This window comes from Chelatococcus sp. YT9 (genome assembly GCF_018398315.1).
In the GTDB taxonomy this organism is placed as follows: Bacteria; Pseudomonadota; Alphaproteobacteria; order Rhizobiales; family Beijerinckiaceae; genus Chelatococcus.
Map to the genome: position 1 here is coordinate 1,558,441 of NZ_JAHBRW010000001.1, position 25,671 is coordinate 1,584,111.

Genomic DNA, 25,671 nt, shown 5'->3' on the forward strand with positions numbered 1-25,671 from the left:
CTGAAATCCGCGTCCTCGAGATGACCATTCTAGGCGGCGCTATGATTTGCCGCACCACCAATCTAGACCCGCGGTGTGGCCCGTTCTGAAACTCCCGCCCCAATCTTGTGCGGGGATGAAAAAATGAAGACGAAAGCGACAGTTGCTCGACATCATGTCCTTTGCTCTAAGAGCGGGCATGACAACGATCGCTGTTCCGGGACTACTCTCTTTCACTATCGCCATCCTGGTGTACTTCACCGGAGCGGGGCTCAATCGCTTGATCGCGCCGCTGCGCCGCTGGAACATTCCCGAGGCCGTTACCGGCGGTCTCGTCGCAGCGGTCGCGACGCTTGCTGCCTACCACGTTTTAGGCACTACGATTGGCTTCGATCTCGAGGCGCGCGACATGCTGCTCCTCTATTTCTTCACGGGGATCGGGCTGAATGCCCGCCTGTCAGACCTTATGACAGGCGGGCGTCGGCTGGCTGTCCTGCTGGCGGTCACCATCGTTTTCCTCGTCCTGCAGAACGTGATCGCGGTCGGCAGCGTTGCCCTGCTCGGCCTGCCGGAGGGACTTGCCCCGTTCCTCGGCTCGGCTTCGTTGATCGGCGGCCATGGCACGACGATCGCCTGGGCCCCGATCATCGAGCAGCGTCTGGGAGTCTCTCAGGCCCTGGAGGTCGGCATTGCCAGCGCCACGCTCGGCCTTGTCATCGCGAGCCTGGTGGGGGGCCCAGTCGCGCGCTTGCTCATCGCGCGCTATGGCTTGAGTGGCCCTGTTGAGAAGGCCCCGATCGTCGGTCTGCCGGATGATCCGGAAGGTGGCTCACGAAGTGAGGTGAGCGCGGTAAGTCTGCTGCGGACGGTCCTGGTGCTCAACATCGCCATTCTGATCGGCTTCGCCCTGGATGAGCTGGTGGACGAATTCGGCATCAATCTGCCGCTGTTCGTCGCTTGCCTCATGGTCGCGATCGTGATGACGAACACCATCCCCTATGTCTTCCGGGGCCTGCTCTGGCCGACACGGACCAAGGCGCTGTCGCTCGTCTCTGACCTGTCGCTGAGCGTTTTTCTCGCCATGTCCTTGATGAGCATGCAGCTCTGGACGCTGGGGGATCTAGGCCCTGCCCTGCTCGTGGTGCTTGGCGTCCAGACAGTTGCGGCGGTCGCTTATATCCTGTTCGTGGTGTTTCCCGCCATGGGCCGCGACTACGACGCGGCGGTGGTTTCGGCCGGGTTCAGCGGCATTTCCCTTGGCGCAACGCCTACCGCCATCGCCAATATGACCGCTGTGACGAAGGTGCATGGCGCCGCTCCTGTCGCCTTCATCATCCTGCCGCTCGTCTCCGCCTTCTTCATCGACATCGTCAATGCGGTGGCGATCGGGTTCATGGTGCGGTGAAGGTGGCGCCGGTCACCGAAAGGCGTTCTGGCGCAGCCATTCAGTAAAGGCGGCCGCGCGGCAATCGGATCGAGGGCCGGCCTTCTCGCGAAAATAAAAAAGCGGCGGTCCTGCCTGAGGCAGATGCTTCGCCGCTTGTCACAATGGTGCCCAGGAAAGGACTCGAACCTTCACGCCTTGCGGCACAGGTACCTGAAACCTGCGTGTCTACCAATTCCACCACCTGGGCAGGTGGCCTTCCCATCAGGGCCGGCAGGCGCTCTTTAGAGGGTCGCCGCATCACCTGTCAACGGCATTCGTCATGCCGCGGTCATATCCAACTTACTGTCACGGGAAAACGCCCGGTGTGTGGGGAACGGCGGTGCTCTGCGGTCTCACCATGGCATTCGCCTCCAGGAGAGGCGCGCCGCGAGACGTCTTTGCCTGACGGGCGGAGAATCCCGCCGCATCTACGCCGTTCCGTCTTCGTGGCCGCGCGAGAGCGGATATTGGTGCAGCGGTTGCATACGCATGACGGAGCCGTCGGCAGTACCGCTGCGAGGGGAAGGGCACCGTCTGTCTGAAGCGGCCTTGGGTCACGCATCGTTCGGTTGAGGGCGAAGCCTCGCAGCGACGCAATGGCACGTGTGATTTGATGGATTCTTCACTGCCGCATGGTTCCCTCCTGCGGCAAAGCGCTCTATGGAACACGTGTCGAGATCAATTCCAAACAGGCGGAGGCTTTCGATGACAGCGGGAGTAGTGGGGACGTCCTCACAGCTCATCACCGTCTTCGGCGGATCGGGCTTCATCGGTCGTCATGTGGTGCGTGCGCTCGCCCAGCGCGGCTATCGTATCCGTGTCGCCGTGCGGCGGCCGGACCTCGCCGGCTTCCTGCAGCCGCTCGGCCGTGTCGGACAGATCCACGCGGTACAGGCCAATCTGCGCTACAAGCAATCCGTCCAGAATGCGGCACGCGGCTCGGACGTCGTCATCAATCTGGTTGGTGTGCTCAAGGAAGCCGGCCGTCAGAATTTCGCGGCGGTTCACAGCTTCGGTGCCCGCTCGGTGGCCGAGGCAGCCGCGACGGCGGGCGCCCGTCTTATTCATGTGTCCGCGCTCGGCGCCGATGCGCAGTCGGAATCGCTCTACGCCCGCACGAAGGCAGCCGGAGAGGCTTCGGCGTTCAGCCATGTTCCCACGGCAACCATCTTTCGTCCGTCGGTCGTGTTCGGCCCGGAGGACGGGTTCTTCAACCGCTTCGCGGCGCTCGGCAGCCGCATGCCGGTCGTGCCGATCACTGGCGGTGCCACGCGTTTCCAGCCGGTCTATGTCGGCGACGTCGCTGAAGCCATTGCCCGCGCTGTCGACGGTGCCGTTGCGGAAGGCCATGTCTACGAGCTCGGCGGGCCTGAGGTGAAGACACTTCGCGAAATCGTCGACTACACGCTTGGCGTCATCGGCCGTCGCCGGCTTGTCGTGGATCTGCCGAAGGCCGGCGCCTCACTTCTGGCGGGCGTCGTTGAGTTCGCCGACAAGCTTACCTTCGGTATCCTGCCGGACTATCTCGTGCTCACGCGCGATCAGGTCGCGTTGCTGGGCCATGACAATGTCGTATCGGCGACGGCCATCGATACCGGCCGCACGCTCACCGATATCGGGATCACGCCAACGCCCTATGAGGCGACCGTCCCGGGCTATCTCTGGCGTTTCCGCCGCGCTGGCCAGTTTGCCGACATTCGGGCTATCTGATCGGAACGTGCTAGTACGTCTGCGAGCGTTCGGGAACCCGGCCGCGCGCCGCCAGCCCCTTATGGATATGAACCATGAGGGCGACGCCGAAAAGCGGCGTGAATAGGTTGACGATGGGAATGGCCACCATCACCGCGAGCATGAGCCCGGCGATCAGGACCGTGCCGCGATTGGCGACGCGCATGGCCGCTGCTTCCGGCATGGGACGGAAGCGGCCGGCGGCGAGTTCGAAATACTCCCGTCCGAGCAGGTAGCCATTGGCCAAGAAGAAGGCCACGATATTCACGACGGGCACGAAGAACAGGATCAGCGCCACGCCGTTGACGAGCAGGGCGAGGCCGGCGAAGCGCAGGCCGTAAAGTAGCGAGCGTCCGAAGGACAATGGCTCGCCGGGTCGGTCGCCCGGATAGTGACGCTCCTCCACCAGAGCCGCCGCATCATCAAGGAAATAGCCGGCGACGACAGCCGTCACGGGTGCGATGATATAGGCAAGCCCAATGAAGATGCCCACTCCCGCGAAGAAGAAGGCCAAGCTGTCGATGAGCGGGTAGTTCGACAGGATGTCACTGCCGTCCATGAAATGGGCGATGACCCGCGTCAGGGCGAACCAAACGATCGCAAGCAGCAGGATCGTCAACCCCAGCGAACGCCACAGGAGGCGGCGGAAGCCTGGCGACAGGACTTGTGAGGCCGCCTTGATTGCAGCCTGCAGGACGAGGGAAAAGGATGCGAACAGGGGCAATGCGATCACAACATGCTGGGCAGGATACGGTTCGGCGGCTTGTGCCCATCGAGAAAGGCACGAATATTGACCATGACCTTGTCGCCCATGTCGATACGCCCTTCAAGCGTGGCCGACCCCATATGCGGCAGCAGCACCACCTTGTTGGCCTTGGCGAGGCGCAGCAGCCGCGGGTTGACCGCCGGATGATGCTGAAACACGTCGAGACCAGCGCCATGCAGCTCATTGGCTTCGAGCATGGCGATGAGGGCGGCCTCATCGATGATCTCACCACGCGCCGTGTTGATGATGACCGCGTCAGGCTTCATCAGCTTCAGGCGGCGCGCTGACAATAGATGGTAGGTCGCCGGCGTATGAGGACAGTGGATCGAGACAATGTCCATCCGCGCCAGCATACGGTCGAGGCTCGACCAATAGGTTGCGTCCAGCGCCGTCTCGGTATCTCCCGGCAGCCGGCGCCTGTTGTGATAGTTGATCGAAAGCCCGAAGGCGCGGGCTCGGGCAGCAAGGGCCTGGCCGATCCGCCCCATGCCAACGATGCCGAGGCGCTTGCCGGTGATGCGCCGCCCGAGCATCCAGGTCGGAGACCACCCAGCCCAAGGCTCTTCGTTCGGGATGATCCGGGCGCCCTCCGGCAATCGGCGGACCACCGCGAGCATGAGGGCCATGGTCATGTCGGCGGTGTCCGCCGTGAGAACACCGGGGGTATTGGTCACGGTGATGCCGCGCGCCGTCGCCGCTTCGACATCGATGTGGTCCACGCCGTTGCCGAAATTGGCAATGAGACGCAATTGCTCGCCGGCTTCGGCGAGAACGCCCTCATCGATCCGGTCGGTGATCGTGGGTACGAGAACTTCGGCCGTCTTCATCGCGGTGATCAGGTCGGTGCGCGAGAATGGCTGGTCGGTACCATTGAGCTGGACCGAAAACAGCTCGCGCATTCGCGCTTCGACCGGCTCCGGCAGACGGCGTGTAACGACGACGAGAGGCTGTGGCTTGCTCATCTTCTGGATCTCGGCCTCAGAGCGAATCCAACTTGGACTGAATCGCCCGATACAATGAAAGTCAGGCAATTGCTCGTATTTTTAGGCGGCGCAAGTCCGCAGCAGACGGATTTGCTCTAGCGGAACGGCAACCAGGTCGCAAGAGAGCGAAGCTGCGGGCGGCCGTCAAGTCGCGGCTGTGGCGCAGCGGCCTGCGCGGTTGCGCGGGCTGGTTCTGTGGAAATTGACACGGCGTGCCGGTGGGTGATGATGCATCGCAGACCCATTAGGCTGCCGTTAACGCATAACGCCACAGATTGGCGGGGCTCGTGCGTTTGCCGCATGTCTCGACCATCCCGATGTTACCTGCACCGATTTCAGACTGAGAAGACGATGCTGATCCAATCTGCGAACGTGATACGCCTCGCCTGCCTTCTGATGGTTGCCGCAGTACCGATTGTTGCCATTGTGACTCACGGGACCCAGGACGCCCGGGCGGCCAGCAGCGTGCCGGCCGGAAAACCCGCCGCCAGCGCATCAGAGAGTGTCAAAGCCGAGAGCATGCAGGTGGCCGCTGCTCCCGCGCAGCCAGCGACGCCTGTCGGCACGGTGAGCGGCCTGCCCGTTCCCCGTTACGTCAGCCTGAAATCTGATCGGGTAAATCTACGGGAAGGTCCCTCCAAGGATCATCGCGTCACCTGGGTTTTCCAGCGCGCCGGATTGCCGGTGGAAGTGACGGCCGAGTTCGAGACATGGCGTCGCATCCGTGATTCAGAAGGTGCTGAGGGTTGGGTCCTGCATAGCCTGTTGTCCGGACGCCGGACCGCGCTCGTCGCACCTTGGGAAAAGGGTCAGACCTTCGACATGCGCGATCAAACCGATGCAAATTCGCCGGTCACCGCGAGGCTCCAGGCGGGGGTCATCGCCAACGTACGCTCCTGCGACGGCACGTGGTGCAGTGTGATGGTGCGCGACGTCGCGGGCTATATGAAGCAGGACCGCCTATGGGGCGTTTATCCGCACGAACAGGTCAAGTGACGGGAAGCACCCGACGCCGAGGTGGTGCGCCGCAGAAAGCCTTGACGCACCGGATATTCTGAAGATCCGAACCTTTCGCCTCAATCCATTGACCGGTACGCTTCCCTACCAGGATGGGCGTCGGCGATGGGCAACATGTTCCAGCGCGCTCAGAAAACTCGGGGCCCAGCCCGCGATGTCTGTGGTCTCGAGCCGATCCCACATCGATTGCCAACGTTGCCGCCGCTCTTCCAGCGGCATCGCGAGAGCCTGGCTCAACGCGTTGGCGGTGCCGTCCATATCATAAGGATTGACCACCAACGCACCGTCGAGAACGCTGGCGGCGCCGGCGAAGCGCGAGATCACGAGGACGCCGGGATCCTCCGGGTCCTGTGCCGCGACATATTCCTTGGCGACGAGATTCATGCCATCGCGAAGAGGCGTGACCACCCCGACCTTGGCGACGCGATAGAGACCGGCGAGCTCAAGCCGCGTATGCGACCTGTTGACGTAACGTATGGGCGTCCAGTTGGCTTCGCCGTAACGCCCGTTGATGCGCCCGGCGGTTTCACCGAGAGCACGCTGCATGGCCGCGTATTCCGGGATGTCGCCCCGGCTCCTGGGCGTGATCTGCAGGAAGGTGACATGACCACGCCACTCCGGTGCTGTTTCCAGCATCCGCTCGAAGGCATCAAGCCGCTGCGTCAGTCCTTTGGAGTAGTCGAGACGGTCGACGCCCATCAGCATGGGCCGGCCATTCAGGCTCTCCGCAACCTCGGTGACAAAGCGCGAACGGCTGGCGCGCTTCGCCATTTTGGCAAAGCCGAGCCTGTCGATGCCGACGGGATAGACCCCTGTCCGCAGCTCGCGTCCGGCGACTGAAAACACATGGTCCTTGCGCGCGAAGGCTCCGAGTTCCTCGACAAGGTAACGGCCGAAATTGACCGCGTCACGCTCCGTCTGAAAACCGACGAGGTCGCAGGCTGTGAGCGCATGGCCGATCTCGATGTGGTTCGGCAGTGCGAGGAAGATATCGGGCGAGGGCCACGGAATATGCTGGAAATAGCCGATGCGGTTGTTGACGCCACGCGCTCGTAAAGCCTCCGCGAGCGGGATGAGATGATAGTCGTGGATCCAGATGAGATCGTCCGGATCGATGTGCTTGATCAGGAGATCGGCGAAATAGCTGTTCACCCGCCGGTAGCCCGCAAGGTCTCGCCGCGCGAATTCAGTTAGGTCCAGCCGGTAATGCAGCAGCGGCCATAAGGTACGGTTCGCGAAGCCGTTGTAATATTCGCCGAAATCCTCGCTGGAGAGATCGCAGAGGGCATAGGTGATCTTGCCATGCTCCACGAGCGTCGCGTCGGATTGCGGCGCTCCGATCTTGCCACTCCAGCCGAACCACAGGCCTCCTCTGTCGGCGAGGACATCGTTGAGCGCCACGGCCAGTCCACCTGCGGCGACCCCGCTTTTCTTCGTGGGAACACCGACACGGTTGGAAACGACCACCAGCTTGCTCAAAAGGCCTCCTCCCAGGATCGCGACAGTGACAAGGCGGCGTGGATCAGCCCCACCATGGAATAAGTCTGGGGGAAGTTACCCCAAAGCTCACCCGTCTCGACATGAATGCCTTCGGAGAGAAGGCCGAGACTATTACGGCGGCCGAGCACGTGCTTGAACAATTCCCGCGCTTCCGCCCCACGGCCAATCTTGGCCAAAGCTTCAATATACCACAGCGTACAGATCGTGAAGGCCGTCTCAGGCTTTCCGAAATCATCCTCTCCGGCATAACGGAAGAGATGATTGCCGCGCTTGAGGCGCTTACCGATCAATTCCACTGTTGAACGGAAACGCGGATCATCCGCCCGTACCAAGCCGATGTCCGCCAGGAGTAGCAAGGCTGCATCAACATCCGTGCCACCGAATGACGAAACGAAGCTTTGCAGTTCCTCGTTCCATGCTTCCGCAAAAATTCTTGAGCGCAGCCGGTCGGCATGCTCGCGCCAATACGTTGCGCGATCGGTGAGTTCGAGCTTCAGTGCGATACGCGCAAGGCGGTCACAGGCGGCCCAGCACATGGCGGCCGAATGGGTATGGACGCTCGACAGCGTTCGGTATTCCCACAAGCCGGCATCGGGTTCGTTCCAGAGAATAGCCGCGCGTTCGCCCAGGGCCTCGAGACGATAGAACAGATCAAGATCACCCCGCACATCCAGCCGTTCGTCGAAGAAGCACTGGGATATCGCCAGGATCACGGAACCATAGCCGTCGTTCTGCCGCTGCAGATAGGCAGCGTTGCCGCGGCGGACAGGCCCGTATCCGCGGTACCCCGGCAGCGCTTCGAGCGTATATTCGTCGATTTTGGCTTCGAACTGCAGTCCGAACAGAGGCTGCAGCTCCCGATCCGCGCTGCGGGCCACCACATTGGCGACATAGCTAATGAAGTCTTCCATCGTCTTGGTCACGCCGAGACGATTGAGCGCGCGAACCGTGAAGAATGAGTCGCGAAGCCAGCAGTAACGGTAATCCCAGGTACGGCCACTCGTGCCGTATTCCGGGATAGAGGTGGTGAGGGCCGCAACGATGCCCCCGGTTTCCTCGTAGGCGCAAAGCTTCAGCGTGATCGCCGCGCGAATGACCACGTCCTGCCATTCGTAGGGAATCGCGAGATAGCGTACCCATTCCCGCCAGTATTGCGTCGTTTCCTCGAGGAAATGACGAAAGACCGCGCTGGGGGCTTCGTTCAGCGTTTCATCGGAGCCGAGCACGAAAGTGAGAGGCCTGTCGAGGACGAAAGCCACCTCGTCCAGGATGAGGCCTGGCGAGGCATCCGTCGTCAGCCGCAGCGTCTGCTCCCCAAGGCGGTAGCGGATGTGGTTCGAACCCCGCGTGATTTCCGGAGCGACCTGGCCAAAATCCGCGCGCGGTTTGATGCGGATCGTCACCTGTGGCGTACCGACCACCGGCTCGATCTGGCGCATGAGCATGGCAGGCCTGAAGATACGCCCGCTGAATTTAAAGCGGGGCGCGAAATCGATCACGCGAACACGCGCACCGTCGGCTGTCTCGATGAGTGTTTCAAGAATCGCGGTATTCGGAAGATAGCGTCGCTCAGTCTTGACGACATTCTCGATGTCGATCGCAAAGGCGCCATCGCCTTTATCGATACTGCCGAGCAGGGCGTGAAAGACGGGATCACCGTCAAGCCGGGGGTAGCAGCACCATACGATGCTTGCCTTGTCATCGATCAGTGCCGCGAGTGCGCTGTTGCCGATCACGCCAAGATCAAGATTCCCAGCCACAGGTTCGGTGCCCGCAGCCACATGGGCAGGCTCGCTCAGTTCCTCTGATATCATGCAATCGCTCCGACCGGCTCCAGATTCTCGGCGCCGGCCAGAGCGATGAATTTCCGAACGCTAGCGGGGTTGGGAAGGGACAGGTTCGCGCCCGCCTCCTCCGCTGGCCGGCCAATAACAACCGCGACGCCACCCTTCTCGCGCGCGGCCGCAAAGGCGTCCTCATCCGTTCGGTCATCGCCGAAGAACACAGGCAGGCGACCGGCAAAAGGCTCCTCACGCATGAAGGCCATCAGCGCGGAGCCTTTGTGGGCACCTGTCGTGCGCAGCTCGACGACAGCCTTGCCCGGCAACACGTCGAGCATTCCATCGCTTCCCTCAGCAAGACGGGTCAATAGCCGCTTCACTGGAAGGCGCTGCTCGGGCGCAGCGCGATAGTGCAAAGCGATGGAGAGATCCTTATCCTCGACGAGGACGCCCGTCATGTCGTCGAGCGCCGCCATGATCGTCGCGCGCGCTGCTTCGAGCATCGGTGGCGCTCCGATCCGCTGCAGCACGCCACTGGCATCTCGCCGCTCGAGGCCGTGCAACCCCCCGATCGGAGTCACCGCATTCTCGAAGCGCCCGTCGAGCCATTCAATGGATCGCCCGCTCAAGAGGGCAAGCGCATCGCCGTACCGGTGAGATAGGCGACGCAGGCCATCCGGCAGGTCTCGGGGAACCTCGACGGCATCGGGTGACATGGCAATCTCGATCAGCGTGCCGTCGACATCGAAAAAGAGGGCGTAGTCCGCCGGACGCTCGACGATTGTCTTCAGCAGCGACGAGGCCGCAACAGAATCGTCGTCTGTTCTATTGACTCGAGACACCATACTCTTTCCAGCTCCATCCGGGCCGGCTCCGGCCTCAGAAGCGTGAAAAATCAAGCCTTCCGGCGCAAGCGAACGATGACGTCCACGCGCGCGACCTCCATGCCGGGAGGTGGCTCGGGAAGATCACTGACCGCGACTGCGGGCGCCGGGATATCCAAGAGCGTGTCATCCCCTTCGAGAAAGAAGTGGTGATGGTCGGACACGTTGGTATCGAAATATGTCTTCGATCCATCAACGGCAAGTTCCCGCAGGAGGCCAGCCTCGGTGAACTGGTGGAGAGTGTTATAGACGGTTGCCAGGGACACAGGCACACGCGCCAGCGTCGCCTCCTCATAGAGCATTTCGGCTGAAACATGCCGATCGCCCTTGGCGAAGAGGAGCCAGCCCAACGAGATGCGTTGGCGGGTGGGACGCAGGCCTGCCTTGCGCAAATGCTCACGCAGGTCGTGGACGGGGCAGCCGTGGCGCGGCGACGGTTCGGCGAAAGTCCCGTTGGCGCGCTGCGAAGTCTCTGTCGAATCGCGCGCTACGCGGACCTGTACGGTCTCCGTCATCGTTCCACTTTCCAGATCTCAAGGGCCAATTGTCTCTATCACCTTATAACAATAAGAACTTTAGGCTTTCGCCGCAACCCGCGCGCCCCGCGGCGGGCCGATCAAATGTCCGGCAGACGTTGGCCTTGCCGATGCTACATCGGCCTTGCCACGTCATTCGCGCACAATGACATTCTGCGCTGGACAGCCGGGGGGACGGCCCGTTGCGGGAGCGGTGATTGAGCATCCTGCGCTAAAACGCTGCAGCCCCGCTTTCGGCCATCAAGGCTGTATGTTACGACATCGTTGAATGAGCCGGCGCAGAACGAGCCAGCCAAACGTGACGAAATGATGAAGAGGTTGCCTGAAGGATATGGAGCGGCAGTCCAGTTTTAATTACGAAGAGCTTCTGGCTTGCGGCCGCGGCGAGATGTTCGGCCCTGGCAATGCCCAGTTGCCTCTGCCGCCGATGCTGATGTTCGATCGGATCTCGGAAATCGCCGAAACCGGCGGGGCTTCGGGGAAGGGCTTGGTGCGGGCTGAGCTGGACGTCAGGCCGGACCTCTGGTTTTTCCCATGCCATTTCAAGGGTGATCCTGTCATGCCGGGCTGCCTTGGGCTTGATGCTCTCTGGCAGCTCCTTGGCTTCTATCTCGGCTGGCTCGGAGCGCCGGGGCGGGGACGGGCGCTGGGTGTGGGCGAGGTGAAATTCGTCGACCAGGTCCTGCCGACCGTGAAAAAGGTCGTCTACGGAATCGACCTGAAGCGCGTTTTTCGTTCCAAGCTGGTTCTCGGCATCGCCGATGGCTGGCTGGAGGCGGACGGCAAGCGCATCTATCTCGCGCAGGATCTGCGTGTCGGATTGTTCCAGGTCCAGGCAGACGCACAGGGCGGCTGATCGTGTCACGCGCGCCGCGTCGTAGTCAGTCGAGAGAAGAGACTGGACTTGACGGCGCCGAGTGGCCATATCGCGGGGCAGAAATGGCCGCGAGGTCGAAGGCAAGGCAGAGGATATTGCGATGAAACGCGTTGTGGTGACGGGGATGGGCATCGTCTCGTCCATCGGCAACAACACGCAGGAGGTGCTTGCATCGCTGCGCGAGGCACGCTCCGGCATCGTCTTTGCAGACGACTACGCCAAACTGGGCTTCCGCTGCCAGGTCCATGGCGCCCCCACGATGGATCCCGCCGAGGTGGTGGATCGGCGCGCCATGCGCTTCCTTGGTGAAGGGGCGGCCTGGAACCACGTGGCCATGGAACAGGCGATCCACGATTCCGGACTGGAGCCGGATGAGGTCTCCAACATCCGCACTGGCATCATCATGGGCTCTGGCGGCCCGTCGACGCGCACGCTCGTGGAAGCAGCCGATACGGCCCGGAGCAAGGGTCCGAAGCGGATCGGCCCGTTCGCCGTGCCCAAGGCCATGTCCTCAACGGCTTCCGCGACGCTCGCGACCTGGTTCAAGATCAAGGGCGTCAACTATTCGATCTCGTCGGCCTGCGCCACCTCGAACCACTGCATCGGTAACGCCTACGAGACCATCCAGATGGGCAAGCAGGACGTGATCTTCGCGGGTGGCTGCGAGGAGCTCGACTGGAGCCTGTCGATGCTGTTCGACGCCATGGGCGCCATGTCGTCGAAGTACAATGATCGTCCACAGGTCGCGTCACGCGCCTACGACAAGAACCGCGACGGCTTCGTCATTGCCGGTGGGGCTGGGGTGCTGGTGCTCGAGGAGCTCGAGCATGCGAGGGCCCGCGGCGCCAAGATTTACAGCGAAATCGTTGGTTACGGCGCAACGTCCGATGGTTACGACATGGTCGCGCCCTCCGGTGAGGGCGCGGTGCGCTGCATGCGCATGGCCCTGGAAAACGTGAAGGTGCCGGTCGACTACATCAATCCGCACGCCACCTCGACGCCGGTCGGCGACGAGAAGGAGATCGAAGCGATTCGCGAGGTGTTCGGCGACAAATGCCCCCCTATCTCGGCGACCAAGTCCCTCACCGGTCACTCCCTCGGCGCGACGGGGGTCCAGGAGGCGATCTATTCGCTTCTCATGATGAACAACGGCTTCATCTGCGAAAGCGCCAATATCGAGGAAATCGACCCGCTCTTTGCCGACATGCCCATAGTCCGCAACCGGATCGACGATGCGAAGCTTGGCTGCGTACTGTCGAACTCGTTCGGTTTTGGGGGCACCAACGCGACGATCGTCATGAAGCATGTCGATCTCTGACGCTGAGTGACGCCGTGTATCGTTCTCAGCGTACGGCGTATGTGGATTTCGGAACTTTGCCGTGCGGTTTGCCTGGCGAGGGCACGGCACCTGTGGACATCGGTTTTCAGATCAAGATTAGAGAGCGGCAGGTGGCGTAATATCAGCGCGCCGCCGCACTTGTCATGCGTATCTGGGCTTAATTCCCGCCGTGGTCGCACGCGATGTGATCAGCTGCGGATAGCCATCATGAACTGGCTGCCTCAAGGCTGCCACGGATAACCCTACTCGGTAGCAAGGACGTCAGGAATGGTCACCACGGGACTGATGCAGGGGAAACGCGGTCTCGTGATGGGCGTTGCGAACGACCATTCCATTGCGTGGGGCATCGCCAAGGCCCTGAGCGACCATGGCGCTGAGCTAGCCTTCACCTATCAAGGCGATGCGCTCCGCAAACGCGTGGCTCCGCTCGCGGAATCGGTCGGGTCCTCGCTTGTGTTGCCCTGCGATGTCGAGGATCTTGCATCCGTGGACGGGTTGTTTGCGACCCTCCAGGAGAATTGGGGTGCGCTCGATTTTGTCGTTCACGCGATTGCCTTTTCCGACAAATCGGAGCTCAAGGGGCGTTATGCGGACACTTCGCGTGAGAATTTCTCGCGCACCATGCTGATTTCCTGTTTCTCCTTCACGGAGATCGCCAAGCGTGCCGCGGCGCTGATGCCGAAAGGCGGCTCACTGCTTACCTTGACCTACGGCGGGTCGACCCGCGTGATGCCGAATTACAACGTCATGGGTGTTGCAAAGGCAGCGCTCGAAGCGGGCGTGCGCTACCTCGCCGGGGATTTCGGGGCCGAGGGGATTCGCGTCAATGCCATATCGGCGGGGCCGGTGCGAACCTTGGCGGGCGCGGGCATCACCGACGCCCGGTTGATGTTCAACTATCAGCGGGCGCATGCGCCGCTTCGCCGCACTGTGACCATCGAAGAGATCGGAGGTGCGGCCGTATATCTCCTCTCAGACCTGTCGACCGGGGTGACCGGCGAGATCCATTATGTGGATTCCGGCTATAACATTATCTCCATGCCTCGGCCGGAAGTGCTTAAGGCGCAGGAGGTCGCGGAAACCGTGGCCGAGGCGGTGGCTGGCGAGACGATAAAGGCGGACTGAGCCTTCCACTATGGCACCAGCCATGCCACCAGAAACGAGGTGGTGATCACGGAGCCGAGCGTGGTGAGCAGGATCGCGCGGGAGGTCACGCCCGCGTCCAGCCTGTAATATTTGGCGAGCATGAAGGGGCCGGTGCCGATGGGCAGCGCACTCAGCAGAAGGGCCGTGCTCGCCCAGATATGCGGCAGCCCGAAGACGCTGAAAGCCAGAAAGCCGGTGATCGCTGGTTGAATGAACAGCTTGAGCAGGACGACGCTCCACACCCCTCCGTGAGGAACGGCCGTTTGTCTCTCCGCGAGAAAAAGGCCGATCGTGACGAGCGCGCAGGGGCTTGCCGAGGCACCGAGTAGTTCCAGGAAACGGTCGATCGCCACGGGCAAGCCTAATCCTGACGCGGAATAGGCAGCGCCCAGAACGGGCGAGAGCATCAACGGGTTCTTCAGGAGCCCCCATGCCACCTTGGCGAGGGTGTGGACGAGGTTTGGCGTCGCGGCGCGGTCCATCTCGATGAAGACGATCGCGATGCCGAAGATGATGCAGGTCGTCATCAGCATGGCCACAGCCGCCGCCGGAAGACTCGGCGCACCGAAAGCCATCAGGGCAAGCGGCAGACCCATATAGCCGGTATTGGGGTAGGAAGCGGCTAGCGCGTTGACGGCGCGGTCAGCAAGGCTGGCGTGGGACCGCATCGAAAACAGCATCATCAGGCCGAAGGTGGCGATCATACCCCCGCCGAATGAAAGGATATACGGCCCGTTGCCGAGCATTGCCCAGTCGGTTTGCACCATCGCGCGGAATAGCATGGCGGGCAGCGCGAGATAGATGACGTAGCGGTTGAGCACGTCGGTTGATTGTGGCGCCAGAACATTGAGCCGGGCCGCACCGAAACCGAGGGCGATCAACGCGAACACCGGAAAGACCGTGGCGAGAACCGTCTGCAAACGTGGGGCTCCACAACGAACGCAGCGGAGCAGCTCTCCGGCAGCAGCCCTTTCGGAGCCACCGCGCGTGATATCGGAGGAGCATCGTCTTGAACAAACCCCGGCCGCGAGGGCAACGCAACGTCTCTACGCGATCGCGCGGAAACCGGCCAGTGCAGCGTGCGCAAGGCGGTCGCGACATCCGCTCATGCGAGCCCATGCGATACGATCAAGTCGTCGAGCCTGTCGCCGCGGACGGGCCTGTCCCCGCCCGGCCCATCCCACTCCATGATGGCCAATGCTTGAACCGTCGGCATCCCGGCACAAGTCAAGATGAATACCGGGATATAGGGTTGAGATCAGCCCCGAACGTATAAGAGCTATCTCCGGCTAACCTTGCGAGGAATCGCGTCGCAGCGTCCTAATCCGCCATTGATTCAGGTCCGCAGACAGGCAAAGGGCCGGTCGAAGGACCGCAGGGTCTGAATCCATTGCGCGAAAGCGGCCTCAACGCCACTGACCATGGCGGCGACACTGAAATGATCCTCGTAGCGCTTGCGGCCAGCACGCCCCATGCGCTCGCGCTCATGCGGCGACAATGCGAGCTGGACCACCGCGTCGATGAAATCCTCCATATCGTCGGGATTAACGAGAAGGCCTGTCTCGCCGGGCAGCACGATATCCGCACCGCCCCCGCGCGCTCCGGCGATGACCGCTTTCCCGTGCATCATCGCCTCGACATAGACGAGCCCGAAGGACTCGTAGCGCGACGGCGCCAGAATGAAGTCCGCGCGTTCGTACCAGGCGCGCAGTTCGTCCGCTGGCACGTTTCCGCAGAAGGTGATGCGCGCCTGTGTTTCGGGATCCGCTTTTGCGAGAAAGCGCTGCCGCAGGGTGGCGCCGGTCTGGTCAATGGGCACGTCCTCTCCCACGAAGACGAGATCGAGGTTGGGGGCGGCATCCAGCAGATGCGGTGCCGCCGCCAATAGCGCGTCAACACCCTTGCGAGGTTCCAGCCGGCCTATGAAGACCGCCGTGACGCGGCCGTTGTCGTTCGACGGCAGCGGAGATTGGCGGCGGCGGTCGGGCACGCCGTGCGGCACGATGGTCGCCCGTTGCCCGAGCAGACCGGGGAGCTTGTACACACGCTCCAGGTCGCGAATGATCGGACCTGAATTGGACAGAAGGAACGGAGCGTTGGCGAGGATCCAGCGCTCGGCCGCGACCACCTCATCGAGCATCGTCTGCTGGATGACGTCGCCACCCTGCCAGTCAGGCTTGTGAGGCCTTGCCAGGCCGTAGGTCGTGTGGAGCGATACGGCGGTCGGCAGAAGGCCGCTCGTCAGACAGGCGAAGGGTTCGAGATCCCAGATCGGTCCGGAGACAAGATCGAGCCCGCGCAGGGAGTGGATGCGCATGGCCTCGTCGAAGCAGCGGACCGACCGTGCCTCGAGATGTCGCACCGCCGATGGCAATTTCAGCCGCGACGGAGTGATGGTGCGGCGGTGGGTCAGCCGATGCACGAAAACACCACGCTCGAAGTCCACGCTTTCACTGTGGCCCGGCGCGGCATCGGCGATCACCGAGATCTCATGCCCCTCGGCGGCGAGGCCTTCGGCGAGCGTTTGGGTCCAATTGCCGATCCCGCCCATGGGCCCAGACGTATATTGCTGCGAAAGCAGGCAAATTTTGAGCCTGTCGCCGTTGAAGCGGAGGCGGCTCGGTCTGAACACCATGGGAGCGGTCGCGGGGGGTGTCAGGGGGGTGAGCGGTGGTCGTGTCGCTGCGGCCCGGCCATCGGCCTCGCCCTGCGTGAGATCCGTGATGAGCGAAGCCTTGCGGGCGAGATCGATATGCCCCTCGCGGGCGAGCAGCGCGATGTCCCGGTTGCGGTCCCGCCGAAAGCGGAGGAGCCGCTTTTCGACCGTCGCGGCGTCGACATGATCCCGGCCGTGGCGCAGGGCGAAGTAATGGGTGCTGCGCGAAATGGCATAGAGGGACTGGGGTATGCGCGCGGCGTTGCGAATGTGGCTTGGTGCATATTTGTGATGCACCTCCGCCTGGGGAACCGCCACGTTGCGATAACCCGCATCCATGATGCGGAAGTTGAGATCGGTCTCCTCCAGGAGATAGCGATAATTCTCATCGAATCCGCCGAGTTCCACGACGAGGTCGCGCCTGAACGCGACGTTGGCGCCCGTTGCCGACAGCACCCGGTCCGCGCCCGGGCGCTGATCGAGATTGGCCGACTGCTCACTCATGAAGGTCTCAAGCCGACCCGTCCGGTCGCAGGTTACGACGCGCACCTGGAATCCGACGCCTGTGTGGTCGCGAATGAAGCCGCCGGCTGCCCCGACCTGAGGGTCCTCGAACGGCCGCACAAGCGCCTCAAGCCAAGTGGGCTCAGGAATAGCGTCGTCGTCGAGGAAAGCAACGATCTCGCCGCAGGAGAGGCTGACACCGATATTGCGGGACGCCGATAGGTTGGCTGTGTCGCAGCGGGCGACCCGGATGCTGTCACCATAGGCCGCGAGGATCGCGTCCGTGCCGTCTTCGGAGGGGCCGTTGACGACGATGACCTCGAAATTCGCATAACGCTGCAATTTGAGCGCGGCCAGGGTATTGGCCAGATAGGAGGCGCGATTCAAGGTGTTGATGATCACGCTGACGGTGGGAAGCTCATGCCTTTGCATCACGACTCTCGCATTTCAATGATGAGGTCGACGGTCGGCCAGGTGCCGGCTGTGCCGCGCCGCAGTCCAATAAGCCGGCAGCCCTGCTGCTCGAAGATCTCCAGCACCAGCTGGGGTGACAGCTGCCTTGCCTCGCTTCGCGTCGCCGTCTCCCGGGGGGCGGCAAGGAAGAGCGACAGGCGATCGAGAAGCCGCAGGCACAGCACAGCCCGATCGCGCATGGCGTTGCCGAGTGCTTGAGCAAGCGCGCGCACGGCTTCCGGGGTCTCGGTCCCTGACAGCGGGATGGTCGCGGCTGCCAGCGCTGCTGGCGCGCAGGCGGTGATCTGGGCCAACAGTGTGGAGCGATCCGTTGTGTTTAGATCGAGCGCGATCTGTTGGGGCGCGCTTGTCTCATCCAGCGCAAGAATGGCAGCCACGGGCGTTGCTGAGGCCTCGACCGGCCCTGCTTCCCGCACCAGGCGCGGCACGTCGTCCAGCTGCGCTGCTTTGACACCGGCGACTATGAGCGCGAGCTGATCGAGATCGGCGCGAAGCGCCTGTACGGACGCGCCCACGACATGCAGCTCATCGGCCAGTCCGTCGAAGCTGCGCGGCGCGGGCAGAAATATCGCCTTGCCGAGCCTGACGATCCCCGTGACGACAAGGCCAGCAAAGGGAATGCGGCGAAGAAGGCGGTAAAGCCTCTTCATGGTGTCGATGGCGGCACTCATGCGGGTAATACCCTGCTTGTCGCGCGGCGCGGCTCATCCCCGCACAGCAGGGCATCGACACTGGCGACCGAGGCCTCGTTCCAGGCGCTCATATAGGCGGTGAGCTTCGGGAAGAGTTCGTTTGTTGCCGCAAGGGCGTCCCGAATCTTGCCCGCCAGATGATGCGGCTGACCCGGCCGCTCGGCCACGTAGACGGCGCGCAAGTCCGGGTGGTCACGAAACAGGTGACAGGAAGGGCCGATCAGGCAGGGTACGCCCTCGGCTAAACTCTCGAGAGGTAACATGGGCAGGCATTCCGAGGTCGTGATGGAGAGGGTGATCGCCGTCTTACGAAGGGCCGCCTTGAGATCCTGTGGCGCCAACGGGTCGGGAGATATCTCGCCCGTGCTGAGACCAATCTCCTCGATCAGGGCCAGGGCACGGTTGTCGAAACCGGCACCGCTGACAGTCACGTGGCGGAGTTCGGAAAGTGCCAGCAGCGTGGCATAAGGGAGCTTCCGGTATTCCGACGATCCGGACAGCCAGATGCCGGCAGAGTCCCGTGCGCTGGTCGGACGGACGGTGGCTGGGTCGACGGCGATGCGGTTCTGCACGAAGGTTGCATTGAACCCGAGCGAGCGCAGAAAACCGTCGAGGCCTCGCTTCACGACCCCGATGCGGCGGATATGGCCCGCTTGGGCCGCGTCGAGCCACATTTGAAGCAGACCCCAATCCGCGGCCTCGCCCATTTGCAGAAAACTCGAATGCCACAGCAGATCGGTCTCGATAGGCCGCCGACGGCGAATGGCCTCGACCAGCTTGCGCATGGAGGGATCGCAACCTGACATCACAAGCTTATCGATAGGAAGATAGGCGATCCGCGCGGCGCAGGTCTCAATCTCAGCCGTCGAGAGATCTTCCGGATGGCTGTCGTCGACCGGAATTGGAAGTGAACGGTCAAACAGATTGACCGTCGAGGCTGCTGGTCCGCGCCACCGCGGCGTGTAGAGAGCGAGCGTGACGGCCTGGGCATCGGACTGAGCCGGTGCGGCCATCGCCGTCGCGATGTGGCGATCGAGGGCACTTTCCAATGCCCTTATGCGGAGATGACGCGCGCTTGTGCGGCGCTGGCTTGTCCGAGCCGTAGGCCGTGCCGCGCCTATGCTCACGGGGCGGGCTGTCGCGTCATCGAGCGTAGCGGTCAACGGCGGAGCATCGGCTGGCTCGATGCGGACAAGCCCCGCGTGAGGGTGGCTCAGCAGCTCGACCTCGCCGCCGGTGAAGGGCAGATGCAGCACATCGCCGGCCGCGAGGCGGATGGCGAGCGGCAGGCGAACACCATGGCCGACGCGCAGATTGCGGATGCGCTCGCCGCCGGTCGGCAGTGCCAGGGTGGCGAGATCGACAGGCCTGCCCAGGGCTGTGGTGGCCCCGGTGACGATGACGGGTTCGTCCGGCAGCCAGCGTGCCAGAAGTGAGGGCACCGGCATGACTAGGGTCTCGCCTCGCGCCGGGCGCATCGCGCGCGCCACCTTGAGGCTGGCCAGCGAAGCTGGATGCACTGCGCGTCCGGGGACACGCCGGATGAAGCGGCGGAGGAGGGAAAACTGTCCGATCATCGTCAGGCCGCCGGTGATATCAGGAGCTGGGAAATCGCTTCCGTCCGGGCCGGGTTCGCGTGCGGGGTCTGTACGATGCTGTCATGCAGCATTGCCCATTGCGCATGGTAGTTGCGCGCGAGCATACAAAGCATCGCACCGAGCTCGTCGGACTGTTCCCAATACGGTGACGACATGGTAGCGGCGACCGTTTCGGGCAGCGGGACGGCACCTGGCCCAACAAGGACGAGCCCGCCTTGATCCAGGACGACGAGCGCTTCCAGATCAATGGCGCCATCTGGGAAGGGGGCCACATAAACGACCGGCGTCCCGGCGAGCCGCGCGAGCGCGTCCTCGATCGCGAAATAGGGGAGAAGCCTTTTTCCAAGCCCGAAGGTTCTCAGCAGGGTCGCGAGATGGCTGAGTTCCTCGGGCACGAGAATGGCCCCCACGCGGTCACCGATCTCTGCAACAGCAATGGCGACTGCTGCCGCGATGTGACCATGGGTGGGTGTCTCTCCCGAGCCGCGCCCGATTAAAAGAGCGACGCGCCCCATGCGCGGCCGCCGGCGTGCCGGAGCCGGCGTGAGCCGGCACGGGATGGCCGAGCCGCCAAGCGCCGTGATGGTTCCCGTCAACGCTTCGTCGATGGCGAGGAGTTTGAAGCGGTCGCCGGCTTGACGCTGGCAGCCGACGAGATCGCGCAGAGCGTTCCAGTCGCCGGACCGCCAGCGGATCCCCGAACTGAGAACATAGAGGATATCGACGTGGGGGATGCGCCGGACCAGGATACCCGCGACCGCCCGCGCCAGAGGGCCGTCCATCAGCACGGCGCTGGACAGCTCGGCGCTGCGCAGACAGGCTTCGACGAGCCGTGCGCTCTCGTCCCCATCGGTCAACGTGCTGAGGTCGAGATGGATGCGTGCCGCCGGCACGGGAGGCGCCAGGTAGCGGCTCAGGGCGCGCCCACCAACACCTTCGACGATATGGCACGCAGAGCCGGCCCCTGCCGCCGTATTGCTGCTCGTTGGCACGGTCGTGACGTCCGGGGCTTGCCCCATCGCGGCGCTGGCCTGATCAGCGGCAGCTTCGGCCACCGCCAGACGGCGCCGGCTTGAGCGCGGCACTTTTTCCGTTTTTGTAGCATGCAGCTCAGATTGAGGCGTGCACGCTGAAGGCTCGCGAGCATCCACGGCGATCTCGTTATGGAAATGAATAAAAAATGAATAAATAAGACAATGATATATGCAATCGAGGTTAATATATTGCTAATAATAATAAAAAAATCAATATAGTTCTTCATGTAATTTACGCATATTCTCGTAATTTACGTTATAATAAATAGTAATTTGATAGAGACTGTACATGTCGGATCTAAATTGATGTCGCGCGTCATAGATGCGAAACGCGAAAAGCCGTATATCGATGGTATTCTCTGATCTTAGGCGTTTTATGGAACCCTTGCGCGTGGTGGGGAATTGCGAAATGCGCAGGCTGGATAGCGTGTTGTGCTGGTCGCGCGGAGCGTATGGCGCCTTGCGAACATCGCACGGCTGGCTTATGTCGCGCGCTGGTGTCGCTGGCGCCGTCGACGTCGGGTGCGATCTGCCGTCGAACGCATTCTTTGGCCGGGTGGAGAATCCTGGTGGAAAATGCCTGCGTTTCATGATGCCTTGCACGGGGGTTACGGCTTTTGCCCGGGATCCCGGCGTGGCCCACTTTGCGGGCCGGCACGGACGAGAAACTGAGGTTGTGAGATTGACCCGCGAAACGAACGGACCGAGCGCAGATCAGCAGCCTGCGAATACGGATGGCTCAAGTGGTGGCAACGCCATGTGGGGCGGGCGATTTTCCACCACGCCAAGCGCGCTGATGGAGGCGATCAACGTCTCGATCGGCTTCGACAAGCGTCTGGCGGGTGAGGATATCACGGGCTCCCTTGCCCACAGTGATATGCTCGCCGCGACCGGCATCATCACCGAGGCGGATCGCGACGCGATCCATGCGGGTCTCGAGGCCGTCCGTGAGGAGATCACCGAGGGGCATTTCGCCTTTTCCACGGCGCTCGAAGACATTCATATGAATGTCGAGGCTCGCTTGCGCGAGATCGCCGGTCCAGCGGCCGGCCGGCTGCATACCGCGCGCAGCCGCAATGACCAGGTTGCCACCGACATCCGCCTGTTCGTGCGTGACGCCCATGACCGCGCCGACGCCGGCTTCACCGCGCTGATGCGTGCCCTTCTCATCCAGGCCGAGCAGCATGTGGCGACGGTGATGCCTGGCTTCACGCATCTTCAAAGCGCGCAACCCGTGACTTTCGGTCATCATCTCATGGCCTATGTCGAGATGATCGGGCGCGATCGCAGTCGCATGCGCGATTCCCGCAAGCGTCTCAACGAATGCCCGCTTGGCGCCGCGGCTCTTGCCGGCACGTCCTTTCCCATCGACAGGCATATGACGGCCAAGGCGCTCGGCTTTGATGGACCGACGCGTAATTCGCTCGATTCAGTGTCGGACCGGGATTCGCTTCTGGAATACATGACGGTGGCCTCTATTGCGGCCGTCCACCTGTCGCGCCTCGCCGAGGAACTCGTGGTGTGGATGACGCCGCAGTTTGCCTTCGTGCGTCTTTCGGACCGCTGGACCACAGGCTCCAGCATCATGCCGCAGAAGAAGAACCCGGACGCGGCCGAGCTCGTGCGAGCAAAAACGGGACGGATCTTCGGTGCGCTGATGGGCCTCCTGACTGTCATGAAAGGTTTGCCGCTCGCCTATTCCAAGGACATGCAGGAAGATAAGGAGCGTCTGTTCGACGCAGTCGATACACTCGAACTCGCGCTGGCCGCGACGGCTGGGATGATCGAGGATCTCACCGTCGATGAGGGCCGCATGGCAGCCGCTGCCGGCGCCGGTTTCTCCACCGCCACCGATCTCGCCGACTGGCTGGTGCGCGCTCTCGACATGCCCTTCCGCGACGCCCACCACGTCACAGGCCGGCTGGTCGCGGAGGCCGAACGGCAGGGCGTTGATCTGGAAGATTTGCCTCTCGAGGCATTCACTTCGGTCGAGCCGCGCATCACCGCGGCGGTTTACGATGTGCTCGGCGTCGACAATTCGGTGAAATCGCGTACCAGTTTCGGCGGCACGGCACCTGCGCGTGTGGCGGAGCAGATCGCCTGGTGGAAGAGCAAAATCTGAGCAAGGCCCGAACCAGCCCCTCCATGTCGAAACGTGTTGCGATTATCGGTGCCGGCCCTGGCGGGTTGATGGCGGCGGAGCGCTTGGCCCGGAAGGGTCATTCCGTCACCGTCTTCGAGCGTATGCCAAGCCCGGCTCGCAAGTTCCTGATGGCGGGACGGGGGGGACTCAACATCACCCACAGCGAACCGCTGGCGCTTTTTCTAAAGCGATACGGCCGCTCCGAAGCTTGGTTGAAACCCGCACTGGAGCAGTTCTCGCCCCCAGATCTGCGCAGTTGGGCAGCCGATCTTGGTATCGAGACCTTCGTAGGTTCGAGCGGGCGCGTTTTCCCACGGGCCATGAAGGCTTCGCCGCTGCTGCGCGCCTGGCTCGCGCGGCTCAACGGCTTGGGCGTCGAGATCAGGTTGCGCCACAGCTGGCGCGGCTTCGACGAGGCGCGCCGGCCGGTGATCGAAGGGCCAACTGGTGAGACGGCAGCGTTCGAGACGGACGCGACGCTTCTCGCATTAGGAGGAGCGAGCTGGCCGCGCCTTGGCAGTGATGGCAGCTGGCGCCGCCCGCTCGTTGATGCCGGTGTCGCCGTGGCATCGTTTCAGCCTGCCAATTGCGGATTCGCCGTTTCCTGGTCGAGCCACATGAGCGAGCGCTTTTCGGGCGCGCCCGTCAAGCGGATCGCTCTGATGACGGGAAGCCGGCGCGTGCGAGGCGAGGCGGTCATCACCCGTCTCGGTATCGAGGGCGGGGCTGTCTATGCCCTCGCTGATGTCCTGCGCGATGAAATCGCGCGCTTCGGCAAGGCGATGCTGGTGGTCGACCTGCGGCCCGACCTGACGGTTGATGAGCTCGCCCGTCGGCTCAGCCGCTCGCGCGGCAGTCAGTCTCTGTCTAATCATCTGCGCAAGGCGGCGGCCCTTTCGCCTGTGGCGACGGCGCTCCTCAGGGAACCCAAGGGACCCTTCCCGCAGACCCCGGATGCCCTGGCGCGGCATATCAAGGCGTTGCCGCTCGTGCTCAACGCCGCACATCCCCTCGAGCGCGCGATCTCGACCGCTGGCGGGATCGCGCTCTCGGAACTCGACCAGCGCTTCATGCTGCGCCGCCTTCCAGGCGTCTTCGCCGTTGGCGAAATGCTGGATTGGGAGGCGCCGACAGGCGGCTACCTGCTTCAGGCGACGTTCTCGACCGCTGTCGCGGCGGCCGAGGGCGTCGATGCCTATCTCACGACCTGATCAATGCGGATGCGGTTTCCGTGTCCCGAGCCGCGAAAACGCTCCTTCTCGCCTTTGATGACTCTTCGCCGGAAGGCCGTTTCAGGCCTTCGCCGGATTAGCCTTTGGTGGCGTCAGGCCAAATCTCTCCCCTGCCTCTGCGAAGACCTTGAATGTGGCGGGATCGATCGGGATGCCGTTGAGCTTGCGCTCTTCCTCGATACGCCATTCGCGGTCGCCGGGCGCCATCGGCGGTTCGGCGCCTTCCGCCGGCTCCATGCCGCGTAGCGACGCCAGATAGCCGGTCATGATTCCATCATACACAGCGCGTGGCACAAAGGCGTCGGGATCGATGGCGAGGACGAACTGGCCGAGTTCGCGTGGCTTCCCGACACTATCCCAAGCAGGAATGTCCACACTCGCACGCATCCCGGTCAGCGCCGCGGAGAGGACTTCGGCAAGGCCCCCGAGACCGGCGCCCTTGAAGCCGAACAGGGCGCCGCCGAGAGGCAGCAGGCCGGTCGCGCGCTGAGAATCCGTCGTTGGCTTGCCCTCGCTGTCGACGGCCGTGTCCGGGGGCACCCCGATGCCCAGCGAGCGATAGAGCATGACCCGGTTGACGGGAATGGAACTGGTAGCGAAATCGAGCAGCCACGGCCGCTGTCCTGCGACCGGCGCGCCAATCGCGAACGGATTTGTTCCGTGGAACGGCAGTTTGCTCCCGTGCAGATGGACGAAGGCGTCGGTATTGCAGGTTGCCAGGCCGATCAGCCCTGCGTCGACCGCCTGCATCGGGTATGCGCCCGCGGCTCCGAAATGGTTGGAGCGCTGGATTGCGACCGCGCCGATACCTGCTTCCCGGGCAAGCGCTATCGCGTGATCCATCGCCACCGTCGCGACGAACCCGCCGTGGCCATTGTCACCATCCAGGACGCCCGCGCCCGGCCGTGTCCTCGTGAACTTCGGCCTGGGCTGCTTGTTGATGCAGTTGCCGTCGATTTCCTTGATGTAATGGGCCAGGAGGCGAACGCCGTGGCTGTCTACGCCGAGCCGGCTGCCGTGCATCATCACGCGCGTCACGGCCTTCGAACTGGGTTCATCCATGCCGATCCGCAGGAAGACGTTTTCGACAAACGCTGCCAATTCGTCAGGCCGCACGCGCGGTTCCGCGTTGATGGCGCTGTAGCCCTTCGCCGGATTGAGATGGGACTGGTCGTTCTGGTCCATAGTGCCGCCTATCCTCGACCTTGTATTGTGTCGAACTTCACCCCTGTCGCTGATAGCCCGCAGGCCGCCTCGGCGGCAAGCGCGTTTTGGATGAGTGACATGTCAGCGCGAGGCATGTCTTGACGCTTGTTCTTGCCAGCGTTGATTATGCGCCCCCTTGCTCATCCCGGCGCGGGATGTCCCGTGTCTCT

General features: G+C 62.9%; 20 protein-coding genes and 1 tRNA gene. 8 read left to right on the forward strand and 13 right to left on the reverse strand.

Features of this window, described 5'->3' with window-relative positions; genetic code table 11:
* Positions 1 to 178: 178 nt before the first annotated feature.
* Entirely contained in the window at positions 179 to 1,384 is a 1,206-nt protein-coding gene (gltS, locus tag KIO76_RS07040; protein ID WP_213322149.1) for a sodium/glutamate symporter, read from the forward strand.
* Positions 1,385 to 1,528: 144 nt separating this feature from the next.
* Here the strand turns inward: gltS and KIO76_RS07045 are convergent.
* A tRNA-Leu gene (locus KIO76_RS07045) sits at positions 1,529 to 1,613 on the reverse strand.
* Positions 1,614 to 2,110: 497 nt separating this feature from the next.
* Here KIO76_RS07045 and KIO76_RS07050 point away from each other — a divergent pair.
* Complete coding sequence (locus KIO76_RS07050; RefSeq protein ID WP_213322151.1) at positions 2,111 to 3,115, forward strand: complex I NDUFA9 subunit family protein; 1,005 nt, start codon at positions 2,111 to 2,113, stop codon at positions 3,113 to 3,115.
* Between the two features lie 10 nt (positions 3,116 to 3,125).
* Here KIO76_RS07050 and KIO76_RS07055 read toward each other — a convergent pair whose 3' ends face one another.
* Positions 3,126 to 3,857 carry a sulfate transporter family protein gene (locus KIO76_RS07055; RefSeq protein WP_249729781.1) on the reverse strand — a complete coding sequence of 244 codons (732 nt, stop codon included), beginning with the start codon at positions 3,855 to 3,857 and terminating at the stop codon, positions 3,126 to 3,128.
* Positions 3,858 to 3,862: 5 nt separating this feature from the next.
* Complete coding sequence (locus KIO76_RS07060) at positions 3,863 to 4,861, reverse strand: 2-hydroxyacid dehydrogenase (protein WP_213322153.1); 999 nt, start codon at positions 4,859 to 4,861, stop codon at positions 3,863 to 3,865.
* Positions 4,862 to 5,401: 540 nt separating this feature from the next.
* Here KIO76_RS07060 and KIO76_RS07065 point away from each other — a divergent pair.
* Complete coding sequence (locus KIO76_RS07065) at positions 5,402 to 5,878, forward strand: SH3 domain-containing protein (protein WP_249729782.1); 477 nt, start codon at positions 5,402 to 5,404, stop codon at positions 5,876 to 5,878.
* Between the two features lie 105 nt (positions 5,879 to 5,983).
* On the opposite strand, the gene otsA is transcribed toward KIO76_RS07065, so the two are convergent.
* The 4 genes from otsA to irr are packed head-to-tail and all read right to left on the reverse strand — an operon-like array spanning position 5,984 to position 10,579.
* On the reverse strand, positions 5,984 to 7,378 hold the full coding sequence (gene otsA, locus KIO76_RS07070; protein ID WP_213322155.1) for an alpha,alpha-trehalose-phosphate synthase (UDP-forming): 1,395 nt from the start codon (positions 7,376 to 7,378) through the stop codon (positions 5,984 to 5,986).
* A complete protein-coding gene (locus tag KIO76_RS07075; RefSeq protein WP_213322157.1) occupies positions 7,375 to 9,213 on the reverse strand; it encodes a glycoside hydrolase family 15 protein in 1,839 nt (612 codons plus the stop codon). The genes otsA and KIO76_RS07075 overlap by 4 nt, the downstream gene beginning before the upstream one ends.
* On the reverse strand, positions 9,210 to 10,025 hold the full coding sequence (otsB, locus tag KIO76_RS07080) for a trehalose-phosphatase (protein WP_213322159.1): 816 nt from the start codon (positions 10,023 to 10,025) through the stop codon (positions 9,210 to 9,212). Before otsB ends, KIO76_RS07075 begins: the two co-directional genes overlap by 4 nt.
* A gap of 50 nt (positions 10,026 to 10,075) precedes the next feature.
* Entirely contained in the window at positions 10,076 to 10,579 is a 504-nt protein-coding gene (irr, locus tag KIO76_RS07085; RefSeq protein WP_213322161.1) for a Fur family transcriptional regulator Irr, read from the reverse strand.
* A 352-nt stretch (positions 10,580 to 10,931) separates the two neighbouring features.
* Here irr and fabA point away from each other — a divergent pair, with 352 nt between their 5' ends.
* The 3 genes from fabA (at position 10,932) to fabI (ending at position 13,941) form a co-directional block, all read left to right on the forward strand.
* Positions 10,932 to 11,456, forward strand: a complete 525-nt coding sequence (fabA, locus tag KIO76_RS07090; protein WP_213322162.1) for a 3-hydroxyacyl-[acyl-carrier-protein] dehydratase FabA — start codon at positions 10,932 to 10,934, stop codon at positions 11,454 to 11,456.
* Between the two features lie 121 nt (positions 11,457 to 11,577).
* Positions 11,578 to 12,795 carry a beta-ketoacyl-ACP synthase I gene (gene fabB / locus KIO76_RS07095; protein ID WP_213322164.1) on the forward strand — a complete coding sequence of 406 codons (1,218 nt, stop codon included), beginning with the start codon at positions 11,578 to 11,580 and terminating at the stop codon, positions 12,793 to 12,795.
* 288 nt (positions 12,796 to 13,083) lie between these two features.
* A complete protein-coding gene (gene fabI / locus KIO76_RS07100; protein ID WP_249729523.1) occupies positions 13,084 to 13,941 on the forward strand; it encodes an enoyl-ACP reductase FabI in 858 nt (285 codons plus the stop codon).
* An 8-nt stretch (positions 13,942 to 13,949) separates the two neighbouring features.
* Here fabI and KIO76_RS07105 read toward each other — a convergent pair whose 3' ends face one another.
* The 5 genes from KIO76_RS07105 to KIO76_RS07125 all read right to left on the reverse strand — a co-directional run bounded on the left by KIO76_RS07105 (position 13,950) and on the right by KIO76_RS07125 (position 20,971).
* A complete protein-coding gene (locus tag KIO76_RS07105) occupies positions 13,950 to 14,882 on the reverse strand; it encodes an AEC family transporter (protein WP_213322166.1) in 933 nt (310 codons plus the stop codon).
* A 416-nt stretch (positions 14,883 to 15,298) separates the two neighbouring features.
* Positions 15,299 to 17,554 (reverse strand): glycosyltransferase, encoded by a 2,256-nt coding sequence (locus tag KIO76_RS07110; protein ID WP_213322168.1) that lies wholly within the window; start codon positions 17,552 to 17,554, stop codon positions 15,299 to 15,301.
* The gene (locus KIO76_RS07115; RefSeq protein ID WP_213322169.1) at positions 17,554 to 18,267 is read right to left on the reverse strand and encodes a hypothetical protein; all 714 of its coding nucleotides are present in this window, start codon (positions 18,265 to 18,267) and stop codon (positions 17,554 to 17,556) included. Before KIO76_RS07115 ends, KIO76_RS07110 begins: the two co-directional genes overlap by 1 nt.
* Positions 18,264 to 19,865 (reverse strand): hypothetical protein, encoded by a 1,602-nt coding sequence (locus KIO76_RS07120; RefSeq protein WP_213322171.1) that lies wholly within the window; start codon positions 19,863 to 19,865, stop codon positions 18,264 to 18,266. The genes KIO76_RS07115 and KIO76_RS07120 overlap by 4 nt, the downstream gene beginning before the upstream one ends.
* 2 nt (positions 19,866 to 19,867) lie before the next feature.
* A complete protein-coding gene (locus KIO76_RS07125; RefSeq protein ID WP_213322173.1) occupies positions 19,868 to 20,971 on the reverse strand; it encodes a hypothetical protein in 1,104 nt (367 codons plus the stop codon).
* Between the two features lie 706 nt (positions 20,972 to 21,677).
* Here KIO76_RS07125 and argH point away from each other — a divergent pair.
* Both argH and KIO76_RS07135 read left to right on the forward strand, forming a co-directional pair.
* Positions 21,678 to 23,042, forward strand: coding sequence for an argininosuccinate lyase (gene argH, locus KIO76_RS07130; RefSeq protein ID WP_213325117.1), 1,365 nt, complete (start codon positions 21,678 to 21,680; stop codon positions 23,040 to 23,042).
* Positions 23,043 to 23,065: 23 nt separating this feature from the next.
* The gene (locus KIO76_RS07135; protein WP_213322175.1) at positions 23,066 to 24,274 is read left to right on the forward strand and encodes a TIGR03862 family flavoprotein; all 1,209 of its coding nucleotides are present in this window, start codon (positions 23,066 to 23,068) and stop codon (positions 24,272 to 24,274) included.
* 81 nt (positions 24,275 to 24,355) lie between these two features.
* On the opposite strand, the gene KIO76_RS07140 is transcribed toward KIO76_RS07135, so the two are convergent.
* Positions 24,356 to 25,480: an Ldh family oxidoreductase gene (locus tag KIO76_RS07140; protein WP_213322176.1), complete on the reverse strand. Its 1,125-nt coding sequence runs from the start codon at positions 25,478 to 25,480 to the stop codon at positions 24,356 to 24,358.
* Between the last annotated feature and the right edge of the window lie 191 nt (positions 25,481 to 25,671).